The following is a 15,220-nucleotide window of genomic DNA, read 5'->3' on the forward strand; positions in this document are numbered from 1 at the left end:
GGGCCTGCCGGAGCGCCCGGGGCCTACCCCTCCGGCGTCCCCGGCTCCCCCGGCGCGGCGTCCGGCCCGCTCTCACCGGGCGCCGCCGACCGGCCCGCCGCACCTCCCGCACCGGCCTCGCCCGCCGGCACGTCCGGGGGCGGCGTGGCCGCGCCCGGCAGGGTCAGCAGGGCCTCCGTGCCGCCGCCGGGGGCGTTCCGCAGGCGCACGCCGCCGCCGGACTGCTCGGCGGTGCGGGCCACGATGGACAGGCCCAGTCCGCTGCCGGGGAGGCTGCGGGCGGAGGGCGAACGCCAGAAGCGCTCGAAGACGTGCGGGAGTTCGTCCGGCGGGATGCCGGGGCCGTGGTCCCGGACGGTCAGCGCGCCACCGGCCAACCGCACCTCGACCGTGCCGCCGGACGGGCTGAACTTCACCGCGTTGTCGAGGAGGTTGACCACCGCGCGCTCCAGGGCGGCGGGCTCGGCCCGGACGTACCAGGGGGCGAGCTCGGCGGTGATGGTGAGGGACGGGCCGCGCAACCGGGCCCGTTCGAGGGCGGTGCCGACGGTGTCGTGGAGGGCGACCACCCGGAGGTCCGACGTGCCGCCGGAGCCCGTCTCCGGCGTGCGGGAGAGCACCTGGAGGTCACCGATCAGCGCCGCCAGCTCGCCCATCTGGGCCTTCACCGAGGTGAGCAGGGCCTCCTTGTCGGCGGCCGGGATCGGACGGCCGGAGCGCTCGCTGCGCTCCAGCAGGTCGATGTTGGTCCGCAGCGACGTCAGGGGCGTGCGGAGCTCGTGTCCGGCGTCGGCGATGAGCTGCTGCTGGAGGTCGCGGGAGGCGGCCAGCGCGGCGGTCATCGCGTTGAACGACCGGGACAGCCGGGCGATCTCGTCCTCCCCGTCGGTGGGGATGCGGATCGTCAGGTCCTGGGTGCGGGCGACGTGCTCGACGGCGGCGGTCAGCCGGTCTACGGGCTTCAGGGCCGCCCGGGCCACCCACAGGCCGGCGGTCGCCGCGCCCAGCACCCCCACTCCGGAGACCACCAGCAGCACCAGGGCGAGCTGGTTGAGCGGGTCGGTGACCTGGTCCATCGGCGCGGCGACGGAGATCGCCAGCCGGTTGCCCTGGGCGTCGGCGATCGGGCCGCGGTAGGGGACGGTCGAGACCCGCATCGAGGCGCCGTGCTCGTCCTTGGTGGTGTGCACGGCGCTGGCCAGCCGCCCGTCGGCGACCGCCTGGTCCACGCGCTGCGCGGGGATGGACGCCTTGTTGGGCGAGGTGCAGACGTAGCCGCTGGGCGACACCAGCTGGATGGTGTACGGCGTGGGCTGGAAGCGGACGTTGAGCTGGCTGCCGGCGCAGAGCGCGCTGATCGCCTGGACGTAGTCGGAGTTCACCTCGACGGTGCTCAGGCTGGTGTCGAGCTGCTCGGTGAGCCGGTCGCGGGTGATCAACCAGCAGGCGGCCGCCGACAGCGCCACCGCGAAGGCGACCGCGACCGCGATGAGCAGCGCCAGCCGGGAGCGCAGCGGCAGCTGGTGGAACCTGGTCAGGCCGGACGCCGGCGGCGTGGCGTCGGGCCGCGCGGGCGCGTCGCCGGGGGCGCTCATTCCGCGCCGCCTTCCAGGCGCAGGACGTAGCCCACCCCGCGCACGGTGTGGACCAGCCGCGGCTCGCCGCCCGCCTCCGTCTTGCGGCGGAGGTACATCACGTACACGTCGAGGGAGTTCGAGGTCGGCTCGAAGTCGAAGCCCCAGACGGCCTTGAGGATCTGCTCGCGGGTGAGGACCTGCCGCGGGTGGGCCAGGAACATCTCCAGCAGCGTGAACTCCGTGCGGGTCAGCTCGACCGGGCGGTGGCCGCGGAGCACCTCACGGGTGGCGAGGTTCATCCGCAGGTCGGCGAAGGTCAGCAGCTCGCTGTCGTCGGGCAGGACGGCGCCGGCCGCCGCGGCGTACGAGCTGCGGCGCAGCAGGGCGCGGATCCGGGCCAGCAGTTCGTCCAGCTCGAAGGGTTTGACGAGGTAGTCGTCGGCGCCGGCGTCCAGGCCGGTGACCCGGTCGCCGACGGTGTCCCGGGCGGTCAGCATCAGGATCGGGACGGTCACCCCGGACGCCCGCAGCCGGCGGGCGGCGGTCAGGCCGTCCATCCGCGGCATCAGCACGTCCAGCACGATCAGTTCGGGGTCGTAGGCGGCGACCTTCTCCACCGCGTCCAGCCCGTCGACGGCCTGCTCGGTTCCGTACCCCTCGAAGGCGAGCGAACGCTGCAGCGCCTCGCGGACCGCGGGCTCGTCGTCGACGATCAGGATGCGGGCGGGGTGATCACCGTGCTCGGCGGGGCTCATGTGCGTGACTACCTCGGGTTGCGTGACGGACGGCCGACTGGACCTCTTCTGCTTCAGCCTGACACGGATGCCGCACCGGCGGACGCCCTGTGGACAACCGCCGGTGACGGGCCGCCGCCCGGCGCCGGCGCCGTTTCGAAGGCGCCGTTTCGAAGGCACCGTTTCGAAGGCACCGTTCGGGCGGCCGCCCGGGTCGCGCGCGCAGGACGGCCGCCGCCCGCCCGGCCCGCGCGCGGGCCCGGTCAGACCCCGCTGTTGCTGCCGCCGCTGCCGCCGCCGCGCAGCGCGGCGAGGTCGGCCTTGACGGTGTTGATCGGTATCGCGAAGCCGAGGCCGACGCTGCCCGCCTGGCTGCTGTCGGAGGAACCCGGCGCGTACATGGCCGAGTTGATGCCGATGATCTGGCCCTGCATGTCGATCAGGGCGCCGCCGGAGTTGCCCGGGTTGAGCGCGGCGTCGGTCTGTATCGCCTTGTAGGTGGTCTTGGACGAACCGGTGTCGCCGTTGTACTGGTTGCCGCCGAACTCGAACGGCCAGCCACCGCCGCCACCGCCGAAGAAGCCGCGGCCCTGACCCTGGTCCTGGCCCTGCCCCTGGTCCTGGCCCTGGCTCTGGCCGTTCTCCTTGGGCACCGAGACGTCGCGGTTGAGCGCGGAGACGATGCCGCTGGTCACCGAGCCGGAGAGGCCCTCGGGTGAGCCGATCGCGACGACCGGGTCGCCGACCGCGAGCTTGTTGGAGTCGCCGAGCACCGCGTGGGTCAGGCCCTTGGCGCCGTCGACCTTGATCAGCGCCAGGTCCTTGTCAGGGTCGGTGCCGACGACCGTCGCGGTCTTCTTGCTGCCGTCGCTGAAGGTGACGCTCACCTTGCGGGTACCGGCCACCACGTGGTTGTTGGTGACGATCTCGCCGCTGCTGGTGATGACCACGCCGGAGCCGGTGGACTGGCCGCCCTGCGTCCGCGCCTGGATCTCCACGATGGCCGGGCTGACCGCCTTGGCGACCCCGGCGACCCCGGAGCCGTTGCCGGTGCTCTGCCCGGCGTTGACGAGCGGGGTCGAGATGCCGCCGGAGGTGCTGCCCTGCTGGGTGGCGCCGGCGATCAGCGCCGCGCTGCCACCGCCGATCAGACCCGAGGCCAGTGCCACCGCCGCGATCAGCGCGATCGGCCGGCGGGCCCGGCGCCGCGGCTCCGGCGCACCGGCTCCGCCCTGGTCCGCCGCGCCCGGCGCGTACGGGGGCGGCGGCGGTACGTCGCCCCCGTACGGGCCGTGGCCGGTGCCGTGTTCGGTGCCGTAGGCGTACGGCCGGTCCTGGGGCATCTCTTCGCCGCTACGGCGGTAGCTCTCGGTCATGGTCACGACTCTGCGGCCGCTGCATGAGAACCGTCTGAGAACGCCCTGAGAGACCCAACAGAAGTGGGTATGCCCGGTATAAGGAAGCCCCCGCTCCGACGCTGTCGCGCCATCACGCTGCGCCCCGCGCCGTCCCCGGCGGGCGCGCCCGCCGGACGTGCGACGCTCAGCCCCCGCACCCGCAGGACCGCCGCACCACCAGCCGCGACGGGAACTGCCGCAGCCGTTCGCGGCGCGAACCGACCACCCGCAGGCCGTCGTCCAGCACCAGGTCGACGGCCGCCCGGGCCATCGCCTGCCGGTCCGAGGCGACCGTCGTCAGCGGCGGATCGGTGAGCCCCGCCTCCTTCACGTCGTCGAAGCCGGCCACCGCCAACTCGCCCGGTACGTCGATCCGCAGCTCGCGGGCGGCCCGCAGCACGCCGATCGCCTGGTCGTCGGTGGCGCACATGATGGCCGGCGGCCGGTCCGGTCCGGCCAGCACCTCCAGCGCCACCCGGTAGGCGTCGTAGCGGTTGTAGGGCGCCTGGAAGTAGCGCCCCTCCGGCGTCCGTCCGGACTCCAGCATGGCCCGCCGCCAGCCCTCCACGTGGTCGGTGACCGGGTCGCCGGACTTCGGGGTCTCCTCGGTGCCGCCCAGGAAGGCGACGTACTCGTGGCCGTGCTCCAGGAGGTGCCGGGTCGCCAGCTGGGCGCCCCAGATGTCGTCGGTCATCACCGCGACGTCGTCGATGGCGTCCGGCCGGCGGTGCAGCAGCACCACCCGGGCGTCCCAGGCGTCGATCTCCGCGGCGGCGTGCTCGCTGGGGCCCTGACTGATCAGGATCAGGCCGGCCACCCGCATCCCGAGGAACGCGCGGAGGTAGTGCACCTCGCGTTCGTCGAGGTAGTTGGCGTTGCCGACCAGCACCATCTTGCCGCGCTCGGAGGCGGCCTGTTCGACGGCGTGCGCCATCTCCGCGAAGAACGGCTGCCGGGTGTCCGGCACGATCAGACCTATGAGGTCCGTGCGACGGGACGCCATCGCCTGCGCGACCCGGTCGGGTCGGTAGCCGAGCTCCTTGATCGCGGCGAGCACCCGCTCGCGCGTGGCCGGGGCGACCGGCCTCGGTCCGTTGTTGATGACGTAACTGACCACGGCGGTGGACGTCCCCGCCAGCTTTGCCACATCATCCCGCGTCACCTTGGCCACGCGCGGCAGTCTACGCGGGTGGTCCTACCGGCCGGCAGGCTGCGCGGGCGCGGATCCCGCAGCCGGCGAGGAGGCCCTGGCGGGCGCCCGCCCGTCGGCCCGCTTGGCCCGTGCGCCGTCCTTCGCCGCCTTCGCGGTGTCCTCCTGCGCCTGGGCCTCCGCGGCCGCCCGCTCCACCTTCTCCGGCACCACGAAGCGGTAGCCGACGTTGCGGACCGTGCCGATGAGCGACTCGTGCTCGGGGCCGAGCTTGGCGCGCAGCCGTCGGACGTGCACGTCCACGGTCCGCGTACCGCCGAAGTAGTCGTAGCCCCACACTTCCTGGAGGAGCTGGGCGCGGGTGAAGACCCGCCCCGGATGCTGCGCCAGGTACTTCAGCAGCTCGAACTCCTTGAAGGTCAGGTCCAGGACCCGGCCCTTCAGCTTGGCGCTGTAGGTGGCCTCGTCGACCGAGAGGTCACCGGTGCGGATCTCCGTGGGTCCGTTGTCGGTGGTGATCTGCTGGCGGCCCATCGCCAGCCTCAGCCGCGCCTCCACCTCGGCCGGCCCGGCGGTGTCCAGCAGCACGTCGTCGACGCCCCAGTCGGCGGTGACGGCGGCCAGTCCGCCCTCGGTCACCACCAGCACCAGCGGACAGCCGGGCCCGGTGGACCGCAGCAACTGGCACAGGGACCGCACGTGCGGCAGGTCCCGGCGGCCGTCGATCAGTATGACGTCGGCCCCTGGGGTGTCGATCAGGGCCGGGCCCTCGGCGGGGGCGACCCGGACGCTGTGCAGCAGCAAGCCGAGCGCCGGAAGCACCTCCGTCGACGGCTGGAGAGCGTTGGTCAGCAGCAGAAGCGAACTCACTTCCGACCACCTACCCGGTTTCCGACGAGCTTCATCCTGTGCGGCTCGCTGTCCTGCACACTTCGCTTGCCCATGACGTCTGGTTCCTCCTCGGTCCCTGCGACGGGGGCACCACCCGGCTCGGCCGGGGGTCTGCGGCACTGCTTCGTACGGGGTGCTCTCGCTCACACTCTTTGCGCGCGTGAAAGCACAAAAGGATCCGGGGGCGACGCTGCCCGGATCCTTCTTGCCCAGCAGAATAGCTCAGATGAGTTGCGGACCCGAGGCCGATTTTGCGCGTTCTTGTGTTCCGTCGGTCACTTCGAGTGGTCACCGGGCGACGTTGTTGACGGCCGACGACCACCGCGCCGGGGCCACCCGCACCCCGCGGAATCCGCTCCCCGACGCGGATCCCGCGCCCCCGCCCGGGCCCCGCGCCACCCCCTCGGCAGGCCGCGCGGGCCGGCCCGCGAGCGGTCGCGGCGGCTCCCCCGAACGGTCCGCGCTCCGCCGTCCCGACCCCGCGTCGTCCCAGCATGCGGACATGATCACGTACTCGGCAGGGTGATCGGACGGCTCCGGCGGCCGGGTCGGCGTCGACGGTCGCGGGCTCCCCGACCGGTCCACGGCCGGCCGCCCGGCCCGCCCTTGAGGACGCCACCGGCCCCGCGCCGCCGGACGCCGTGCGGGCGGCCCCACGGCTGGCCGCCGACCGTGCGTGCCGGGCCGTCGGCGGGCCCGGCACCGGCCGGGGGAGCACGGGGAGCGCACGGGTGCGTGCCCGGACGTCGGGCTCGCGCTCAGTGCTCCCGGCCGGGGGTACGGCCGGGGCACGACGGCGGCGGCGCGGCCCCCGCGGCGGGCCGCCGTGCGCCCCCGAGGACGCCCGGCCCGCGGCGGGCGCCCGGCTACTCCGCCTCCGTGACCGCCTCGGCGAACTGGGCCGCGTACAGGCGGGCGTAGGCGCCGTCGGCGGCCAGGAGCGCGTCGTGGTCGCCCTGTTCGACGATCGAGCCGTCCTCCATCACCAGGATCACGTCGGCGTCGCGGATGGTGGACAGGCGGTGCGCGATCACGAAGCTGGTGCGGCCGGTGCGCAGCTGCGCCATGGCGTGCTGGATGAGGACCTCGGTGCGGGTGTCCACCGAGCTGGTGGCCTCGTCCAGGACCAGGATCGCCGGTTCCGCGAGGAAGGCGCGGGCGATGGTGATGAGCTGCTTCTCGCCCACCGAGACGTTGCCGCCCTCCTCGTCGATGACGGTGTCGTAGCCGTCGGGGAGGGTGCGGACGAAGCGGTCGACGTGGGTGGCCTTGGCGGCCGCGACGACCTTGTCGAGGGTGGTGCCCTCGGGGGCGCCGTAGGCGATGTTCTCGGCGATGGTGCCGCCGAAGAGCCAGGTGTCCTGGAGGACCATGCCGATGTTGCCGCGCAGTTCCTCGCGGGTCATCCGGGCGATGTCCACCCCGTCGAGGGTGATCCGGCCGCCGCGGACCTCGTAGAACCGCATGAGGAGGTTGACCAGGGTGGTCTTGCCGGCGCCGGTGGGGCCGACGATGGCGACGGTCTGGCCGGGGTGGACGGCGAGCGAGAGGCCGTCGATGAGCGGCTTGTTCTCGTCGTAGCGGAAGGAGACGTCCTCGAAGGCGACCCGGCCGGTGACCTGCTCCGGGCGGACCGGCCGCGCCGGGTCGGGGTCCTGCTCCGCGGCGTCGAGGAGCTCGAAGACCCGCTCGGCGGAGGCGACGCCGGACTGGACGAGATTGGCCATCGAGGCGACCTGCGTCAGCGGCTGGCTGAACTGGCGGCTGTACTGGACGAACGCCTGGACGTCGCCGATGGACAGCGCACCGGACGCGACGCGCAGGCCGCCGACCACCGCCACCAGGACGTAGTTGAGGTTGCCGATGAACATCATCGCGGGCTGGATGATGCCGGAGATGAACTGCGCCTTGAAGCCCGCGGAGTAGAGCGCCTCGTTCTGCTCGCGGAAGAGCTCGGCGGACTCCTTCTGCCGGCCGAAGACCTTGACCAGGGAGTGGCCGGTGTACATCTCCTCGATGTGCGCGTTCAGCTTGCCGGTGGTCCGCCACTGCTGGACGAACTGCGGCTGGGCCCGCTTGCCGACCTTGGTGGCGACCAGGACCGAGACCGGCACGGTGATCAGCGCGACCAACGCCAGCAGCGGCGAGATCCAGAACATCATGCCCAGCACGCCCACGATCGTCAGCAGCGAGGAGACTATCTGGCTGAGGGTCTGCTGGAGCGTCTGCTGGATGTTGTCGATGTCGTTGGTGGCACGGGAGAGCACCTCGCCGCGCTGCTGCTTGTCGAAGTAGCTCAGCGGCAGCCGGGCCAGCTTCTCCTCGACCTGCTCGCGCAGCCGGAAGACGGTGCGCTGGACGACCCGGGTGGCGATCCGGGCCTGGACGAACCCGAAGACCGCGGACCCGGCGTAGATCAGGGTGACCCAGAGCAGGACGGTACCGACGGCGCCGAAGTCGATGTGCGGGCCGGGGGCCACCGGCATGCTGGCGACCAGGTCCGCCAGCCCGCTCTGGCCGTGCGCCCGCAGCTGTTCGGCGGCCTGCGCCTTGGTCAGGCCGGCGGGCAGGTGACGGCCGACGATGCCGGCCACGATCAGGTCGGTGGCCCGGCCCAGCACCTTGGGGCCGACGACGGTCAGGGCCACGCTCACCACACCGAGCAGCAGCGCGACCGCGATGACGCCGCGCTCCGGCCGCATCTGGGCCAGCAGCCGCTTGCCGGAGCCCTTGAAGTTCAGGGACTTGTCGATCGGGCCGCCCATCATGCGGCCCATCGGGCCGCCGCCGGGGGCCGGGCCGCGGCGGGGCGCCGCGGCGGGGGCGTCCCCACCGGCGCCGGCGGGCGCCTCCCCGGGGGCCCGGTCGGCGGCCGGGCCCTGCTTGTCCGCGGTGGTCATGCCGCCTCCTGCTCGGTGAGCTGGGAGAGCACGATCTCCCGGTAGGTCTCGTTGTCGGCCATCAGCTCCTGGTGGGTGCCGGTGCCCACGACGCGGCCCTCGTCGAGGACCACGATCCGGTCCGCGCCGCGGATCGTGGAGACCCGCTGCGCGACGATCACCACGGTGGCGCGGTCGGTCTCCTGGGCCAGTGCGGCGCGCAGCGCCGCGTCGGTGGCGTAGTCCAGGGCCGAGAAGGAGTCGTCGAAGAGGTAGATCTCCGGCTTGCGGACCAGGACGCGGGCGATCGCCAGCCGCTGGCGCTGCCCGCCGGAGACGTTGGACCCGCCCTGCGCGATCGGCGCCTGGAGGCCGCCGTCCATCCGGGCCACGAAGTCCTCGGCCTGGGCGGTCCGCAGCGCCTGCCACAGCTCGTCGTCGGTGGCGTCGGGGTTGCCGTACCGCAGGTTGCTGGCGACCGTGCCGGAGAAGAGGTAGGGCTTCTGCGGCACCAGCCCGATGACGCCGGCGAGCGTCTCGGGGGCGAGGGTGCGCACGTCCGCGCCGTCGACCAGGACCGTGCCGCCGGTGGCGTCGAAGAGCCGGGGCACCAGCCCGAGGAGGGTGGACTTGCCGGCACCGGTGGAGCCGATGACGGCGGTGGTCTCGCCCGGGCGGGCGCGCAGCGAGATGTCCTTGAGGACGGGCTGCTCGGCACCGGGGAAGCGGAACTCCACGTTCCGAAGCTCCAGTTCGCCGTGCCGGTGCAGTGCGGTGACCGGCTCGGCGGGCGGGATGACGCTGGACTCGGTGGTCAGCACCTCCTGGATCCGCTCCGCGCAGACCTCGGCGCGCGGCAGCATCATCACCATGAACGTCGCCATCATGATCGACATCAGGATGTACATCAGGTAGCTGAGGAAGGCCGTCAGCGCCCCGATCTGCATCTGCTCGGCGTCGATGCGCAGCCCGCCGAACCAGACCACGGCCACGCTGGAGAGGTTCACGATCAGCATGACCAGCGGGAACATCATCGACATCAACCGGCCGGCGCGGATCGAGATGTCGTACAGGTCGGTGTTGGCCGCGGCGAACCGCTCGCGCTCGTGCCGGTCCCGGACGAAGGCGCGGATGACGCGGATGCCGGTGATCTGCTCGCGCAGCACGCGGTTGACGGTGTCGATGCGCTCCTGCACCCCGCGGAACAGCGGCCGCATCCGGCGCACGATGAGGGAGACGAGGATCCCGAGGATCGGGACGATGACGAGCAGGAGCGCCGAGAGCGGCACGTCCTGGTTGAGCGCCATGACGACGCCGCCGATGCACATGATCGGTGCCGAGACCATCATCGTGAACGTCATCAGGACCAGCATCTGGACCTGCTGGACGTCGTTGGTGGTCCGGGTGATCAGCGACGGCGCGCCGAAGCCGCCCACCTCCCGGGCGGAGAACGACTGCACCCGGTCGAAGACCGCGGCCCGGACGTCCCGGCCGAGCGCCATGGCCGTGCGGGCGCCGAAGTAGACCGCGCCGATCGCGCAGACGATCTGGAGCAGCGTCACCGCGACCATGTAGCCGCCGACGCCGAAGATGTAGCCGCTGTCCCCCTTCACGACACCGTTGTCGATGATGTCCGCGTTGAGGGTCGGCAGGTAGAGGGTCGCCAGCGTCTGGATCAACTGGAGCAGGACGATCAGGGATATGGAGCGCCTGTAGGGCCGCAGATGCGCCCGCGCGAGTCGGACCAACACAGGCCGGAGCCTATGCGACTGCTTGCCTCCGGCAATCGAATTTCTCCGAACGGTGCAGGAATCATCCCGGATCACCACAAGTCTTTACCCAGACTTGCCCGGATTCGGACCGGCCGCCGCGTACGCCATCATGGAGGCGGCAAGAGCCCCCGAGACGAAGAGGCCGCCGTGACAACAACTGGCACCGTGCGCTACTGGGCCGCGGCCAAGGCCGCCGCCGGCGCGGCAGAGGAGCCGTACGCGGCGGCGACGCTCGCCGAGGCACTGGACGCGGCGCGCACCGCGCACGCCGCGAACCCGGAGTTCGCCCACGTCCTGCTGCGCTGCTCCTTCCTGGTGGACGGCGTCCAGGTCGGCTCCCGCGACCACGCGGGGGTGCCGCTGACCCAGGGCGGCACCGTCGAGGTCCTGCCGCCGTTCGCCGGAGGATGAGCAGAGGGTCATGAGCGACAACCAGCCGCAGCACCACAACCCGTACGACGCGTACCCCCAGCCGTCGCCCGACCAGCACCCGTCCGCGGCGCCGCTGCACGACGACCCCTCCCGCTACGCTGCGCCGGCCCCGCACCCCGGGTACGACCAGCAGGCGGCCTACGGCACCCCTTACGGGCAACAGCCCTACGAGCCCTACGACCCCTATATGCAGCAGCCCCACCAGCAACAGCAGCCGCAGCCGCAGCCGCAGCAGACCTACGGGTACGAGGCGTACGGACAGCAGCCACAGCAGCCGGCCGCCGCCCCCTACGGGCAGGACGGCTACCCGGCCCAGGCCCCCGCGCCGCACCAGAGCGCGCCCCCGGCCCCGCACCAGGACGCCGCCCCCTACGGCCTCCCCCCGGGCGCGCAGCAGGGCGCCTACGGGCCCGCGCACGGCGTCACCGCCACCGCCGAACCGGCGCCGGCCGAGCCGGCCCCCGCCGCGTCCGAGGCGGCCGCCGCACCGGCGACCCCCGCCGCGCCCCTCAAGCCGAACCAGCTCGCCCGCGCCGAGGGCCGTTCGCCGATCATCCCGCCCGGCATCCAGCCGGCCGCACTGACCGCACTGCTCGCCCTGCTGCTGGCGCTGGCCGCGCCGGTCGCCCGCCCGCTCCTGGTGGTCCCGGTGGTGCTGCTGCAGGCCGTCACCGCCGCCGGCTGGTTCCGGCTGAACGGCATGTGGCCGGCCCGTCAGGGCATCGCCCTGGCCTTCCTGGGCGGCCTGGCCACCGACGCCGGACTGCTCGCCACCCCGCACGAGGACGCGCCGCTGGTCGCCATCGGCACACTCGGCGTGTGGTGCCTGCTGGTGATCGTCCTCCAACTGCGCAACCGCGGCAGCGCCGACGAGCGGATGTACGCGCTCACCGCGGGCCTGGCCTCGTCCGCGCTGGCGGTGCTCGCCGCCGGGCACCTGGCCGCCGATCCGGACGCGGTGGTGGTCGGCGCGGCCGCGGTCGCGCTGGCGACGCTGGCCCGCGCACTGCCGCTGCCCGGCCCGCTCTCCCTGGTGCTCGGCCTGCTGGCCGGCGCCGGCGCGGGCATCGCGGCCGGCCAGCTGACCGGCATGGGGACCACCGGTGCGCTGCTCGGCCTGGTCGCCGGCGGCTGCGCCCTGGTCGGCCTGCGGGTGGCCAGCTACGACTACCCCTCCCGCTTCGTGCACATGACGGCGGGCGTCGCCCTGCCGCTGGCCCTGGCCGCCCCGGCGGTCTACGTCCTGGGACGGGCCCTGGGGTAGCCCGGGCCCACGGGTCCGGCACACGGCGCCGCGGCGGCCGTACGGAGCGCGAGGTTCTGCGCTCGGTACGGCCGCCGCTCCCGTTCCGCCGAACGGGTCGTCTAGGGTTCCCGGAGCGCGGGCTGGGGGCCCGTGCGTACCGGATCTGGACGAATCGACCGGGGCGGGCCCCGGCCCGGACGGTCACAAGTGGGGGTTGTGGATCGATGCGCGCACTCAAGGTGCTGCTGGTGCTCGTCGTCATATTCGGCGGGCTGTTCGTCGCGGCGGACCGCTTCGCGGTGAATTTCGCCGAGGGCAAGGCCGCGGACAAGCTCCGCAGCATGCAGGGGATCACCTCGACGCCCGAGGTCTCCATCAAGGGCTTCCCGTTCCTGACCCAGGTCGCCGGGCGGAACCTCGACGAGGTCGACGCCGACCTCGACCACGTGGCGGCCCGTTCCGAGGGGCGGACGCTGACCCTCAAGCACCTCTCGGCGCAGTTCCGCGACGTGGAACTGACCAGCGACTACACCTCCATCAAGAGCGCCGCCTCGGCCACCGCCACCGCGGAGATCAGCTACGCGGACATGACCAACGCGGCCGGCGGCGGGGTCAAGATCTCCTACGGCGGCGAGAAGAACGGCCGCCCGCAGGTCAAGATCTCCCCGAACATCCCGCTGCTCAGCTCGTTCGACGTCACCGGCACGATCGAGGTCGTCCACGGCGACACCGTGCAGGTGCGGGCCGACAGCATCCCCGGGATGTGCCGCGCGCTGCCCGGCTGCGAGAGCAAGCTGCGCGCCCAGACCGACCACGGTTGGAAGCTGGACCAGCTGCCGGGCAGCCTGAAGCTGGACAAGGTCACCACGACCGCGCAGGGCATCACGGTCACCGCCTCCGGCACCGACGTGAAGCTGACCGGCTGACCGGCTGACCTGCCCCGACGGGTGGCGCACCGCCCCGCCGGACCGCCACCCGTCCACACCCTGAGACACAGAAGTCCGTACGCCAGACCCCCCACCTGCGGCGGCGCCCCCACGGGCGGCGCGCGCCCGCTCCTCCGCGGCGCGTATCCCACATCGCGGACAATCACATCTCGGCATTTGACACACCGGTGACATGCCGCGCCCTCCGTCCCTACGATCGGAGCCATGCAGAGCGCATTGAGCGGTCTCCGTCCACGGGGACAAGCGGTACTGACGAAGCGGCGGGCAGTCGACCTGTGCCGCGTCGCCGCCATGCTCTGTCGCCCTGCCTGACGGGCCGTTGGCACCCTCCCCGCGCTCCCCAGGAGCCGGGATTCCACCGCCCCGGCCGGCCGCCCTCACGGCCGTCCTGACGCAATCCCCGCAACAGCGCTGCCCGCCCTGACCGTGCCGCGCCGATCGGGGGTACCCCTGGCCGGAAGGCCCGGGGGACGCCCGTGCACCCCTCGAAGCCGCCCCCGCAACTGCCCCGGAGGAGAGAACAACATGAGCCGTAGCGACGTCCTGGTAGACGCCGACTGGGTCGAGGCACACCTGGACGACCCGAAGGTCGTCATCGTCGAGGTCGACGAGGACACCTCGGCCTACGACAAGAACCACATCAAGAACGCCGTCCGGATCGACTGGAAGCAGGACCTCCAGGACCCGGTCCGCCGCGACTTCGTCGACCAGGAGGGCTTCGAGAAGCTCCTCTCGGCGAAGGGCATCGGCAACGACGACACCGTCGTCCTCTACGGCGGCAACAACAACTGGTTCGCCGCCTACGCGTACTGGTACTTCAAGCTCTACGGCCACGAGGGCGTCAAGCTGCTCGACGGCGGCCGCAAGAAGTGGGAGCTGGACTCCCGCGACCTGGTCGACGGCTCCGAGGTCCCCGCCCGCGCCGCCACCGCGTACAAGGCCAAGGCGCAGGACACCTCCATCCGTGCCTTCCGCGACGACGTCGTCGCCGCGATCGGCGCCAAGAACCTGGTCGACGTCCGCTCCCCCGACGAGTTCAGCGGCAAGCTGCTGGCCCCTGCCCACCTCCCGCAGGAGCAGTCGCAGCGCCCCGGCCACGTGCCCAGCGCCCGCAACATCCCGTGGTCGAAGAACGCCAACGACGACGGCACCTTCAAGTCGGACGACGAGCTCACCGCCCTCTACGAGCAGGAGTCCGTCGACCTGGCGAAGGACACCATCGCCTACTGCCGGATCGGCGAGCGCTCCGCGCTGACCTGGTTCGTGCTGCACGAGCTGCTCGGCCAGAGCAACGTCAAGAACTACGACGGCTCCTGGACCGAGTACGGCTCGCTGGTCGGCGTCCCGATCGAGCTCGGCGCCAACAAGTAACCCCGAGAGCCCCCTCTCTACCCCTCAAGGAAGTACCCCTATGTGTGGAGCACAGGCCGGCGGCCCGGACGCCTCGACCATCAAGCCCGGTGAGACCACCATCCAGGGCAGCGTGACCCGCGACGGCGAGCCCGTCACCGGTTACGTCCGCCTGCTGGACAGCACCGGCGAATTCACCGCCGAGGTTCCCACCTCCGCGACCGGACAGTTCCGCTTCTACGCGGCCGAGGGCACCTGGACCGTGCGTGCGCTCGTCCCGGGCGGCACCGCGGACCGTACGGTCGTCGCCCAGAAGGGCGGACTGGCGGAGGTCGCCATCGCCGTCTGACGGCACGCGTGACGCGGACCCGTGACCCGGGTCCGTCCGGCCGGAGGGCCGCACCCCAGGGGTTTGGACGCCTTGGCTTAAGGGGTGCGGCCCTCCGTGCCGTCCGGGTGCGGCGCGGGGCCCGTACGGGCCCTCCCACCGGGCTTCTTTCCGGGGCGCCACGGACTTACCGTGGACTTATGCACGCGCATGCGCACCACCACCCCACCCCGCCGCAGCGCCGGCACCGCCAGTACTTCGTCCTCATGGGCGTGTGCCTGGTGCTGTTCGTGCTGGCGTGGAGCGTGGTGCGGCTGTGGTCGGTGCCGGCCGCGGTGGCGATGTGCGTCGTCGCCATGGTCATCCCGCCCGTCGCGGCGGTCGTCGGCAACCGCCGGGAGCCGGGCGAACGCTGGTGGGACGAGTCCGGCGACCCGGAGTCCGACCGCTGGTGGCGCGAGCTGGACGACCGCGACGACGACGACCGTCGCCGGCGCTAGCCGCCCGCCCGCGCGCC

The 15,220-nt window shown here is 72.7% G+C and carries 14 protein-coding genes; 7 read left to right on the forward strand and 7 right to left on the reverse strand.

Annotated elements, in window-relative coordinates; genetic code table 11:
• Positions 1-23: 23 nt before the first annotated feature.
• From ACJ6WD_RS32245 to ACJ6WD_RS32275, 7 genes are all read right to left on the reverse strand, one after another.
• Entirely contained in the window at positions 24-1,595 is a 1,572-nt protein-coding gene (locus ACJ6WD_RS32245; protein ID WP_331248598.1) for a HAMP domain-containing sensor histidine kinase, read from the reverse strand.
• Positions 1,592-2,332, reverse strand: coding sequence for a response regulator transcription factor (locus ACJ6WD_RS32250; RefSeq protein WP_016573424.1), 741 nt, complete (start codon positions 2,330-2,332; stop codon positions 1,592-1,594). Before ACJ6WD_RS32250 ends, ACJ6WD_RS32245 begins: the two co-directional genes overlap by 4 nt.
• A 242-nt stretch (positions 2,333-2,574) precedes the next feature.
• Positions 2,575-3,687, reverse strand: coding sequence for a S1C family serine protease (locus tag ACJ6WD_RS32255; RefSeq protein ID WP_376447106.1), 1,113 nt, complete (start codon positions 3,685-3,687; stop codon positions 2,575-2,577).
• Positions 3,688-3,853: 166 nt separating this feature from the next.
• Positions 3,854-4,879 (reverse strand): LacI family DNA-binding transcriptional regulator, encoded by a 1,026-nt coding sequence (locus tag ACJ6WD_RS32260; RefSeq protein ID WP_016573422.1) that lies wholly within the window; start codon positions 4,877-4,879, stop codon positions 3,854-3,856.
• Between the two features lie 24 nt (positions 4,880-4,903).
• Complete coding sequence (locus tag ACJ6WD_RS32265; protein ID WP_233658641.1) at positions 4,904-5,728, reverse strand: response regulator transcription factor; 825 nt, start codon at positions 5,726-5,728, stop codon at positions 4,904-4,906.
• A gap of 887 nt (positions 5,729-6,615) precedes the next feature.
• Positions 6,616-8,649, reverse strand: coding sequence for an ABC transporter ATP-binding protein (locus ACJ6WD_RS32270; protein ID WP_374206822.1), 2,034 nt, complete (start codon positions 8,647-8,649; stop codon positions 6,616-6,618).
• Entirely contained in the window at positions 8,646-10,379 is a 1,734-nt protein-coding gene (locus ACJ6WD_RS32275) for an ABC transporter ATP-binding protein (RefSeq protein ID WP_233658642.1), read from the reverse strand. The genes ACJ6WD_RS32270 and ACJ6WD_RS32275 overlap by 4 nt, the downstream gene beginning before the upstream one ends.
• 186 nt (positions 10,380-10,565) lie before the next feature.
• Here ACJ6WD_RS32275 and ACJ6WD_RS32280 point away from each other — a divergent pair, with 186 nt between their 5' ends.
• The 7 genes from ACJ6WD_RS32280 to ACJ6WD_RS32310 all read left to right on the forward strand — a co-directional run bounded on the left by ACJ6WD_RS32280 (position 10,566) and on the right by ACJ6WD_RS32310 (position 15,203).
• Positions 10,566-10,811: a MoaD/ThiS family protein gene (locus ACJ6WD_RS32280; protein ID WP_275467625.1), complete on the forward strand. Its 246-nt coding sequence runs from the start codon at positions 10,566-10,568 to the stop codon at positions 10,809-10,811.
• A gap of 10 nt (positions 10,812-10,821) precedes the next feature.
• Positions 10,822-12,096, forward strand: a complete 1,275-nt coding sequence (locus ACJ6WD_RS32285; RefSeq protein WP_407617076.1) for a hypothetical protein — start codon at positions 10,822-10,824, stop codon at positions 12,094-12,096.
• Positions 12,097-12,302: 206 nt separating this feature from the next.
• A complete protein-coding gene (locus ACJ6WD_RS32290) occupies positions 12,303-13,004 on the forward strand; it encodes a DUF2993 domain-containing protein (protein WP_233658645.1) in 702 nt (233 codons plus the stop codon).
• 225 nt (positions 13,005-13,229) lie between these two features.
• A complete protein-coding gene (locus tag ACJ6WD_RS32295; RefSeq protein WP_351473977.1) occupies positions 13,230-13,337 on the forward strand; it encodes an Ms5788A family Cys-rich leader peptide in 108 nt (35 codons plus the stop codon).
• A gap of 213 nt (positions 13,338-13,550) precedes the next feature.
• Positions 13,551-14,396 (forward strand): sulfurtransferase, encoded by an 846-nt coding sequence (locus ACJ6WD_RS32300; RefSeq protein WP_016579054.1) that lies wholly within the window; start codon positions 13,551-13,553, stop codon positions 14,394-14,396.
• A 40-nt stretch (positions 14,397-14,436) separates the two neighbouring features.
• A complete protein-coding gene (locus ACJ6WD_RS32305; RefSeq protein ID WP_016579053.1) occupies positions 14,437-14,724 on the forward strand; it encodes a DUF1416 domain-containing protein in 288 nt (95 codons plus the stop codon).
• A gap of 179 nt (positions 14,725-14,903) precedes the next feature.
• Positions 14,904-15,203 carry a DUF3099 domain-containing protein gene (locus ACJ6WD_RS32310; RefSeq protein WP_020929750.1) on the forward strand — a complete coding sequence of 100 codons (300 nt, stop codon included), beginning with the start codon at positions 14,904-14,906 and terminating at the stop codon, positions 15,201-15,203.
• Positions 15,204-15,220: the final 17 nt, after the last annotated feature.

This window comes from Streptomyces sp. VTCC 41912, assembly GCF_045799175.1.
Taxonomy (GTDB): Bacteria; Actinomycetota; Actinomycetes; order Streptomycetales; family Streptomycetaceae; genus Streptomyces; species Streptomyces albulus_C.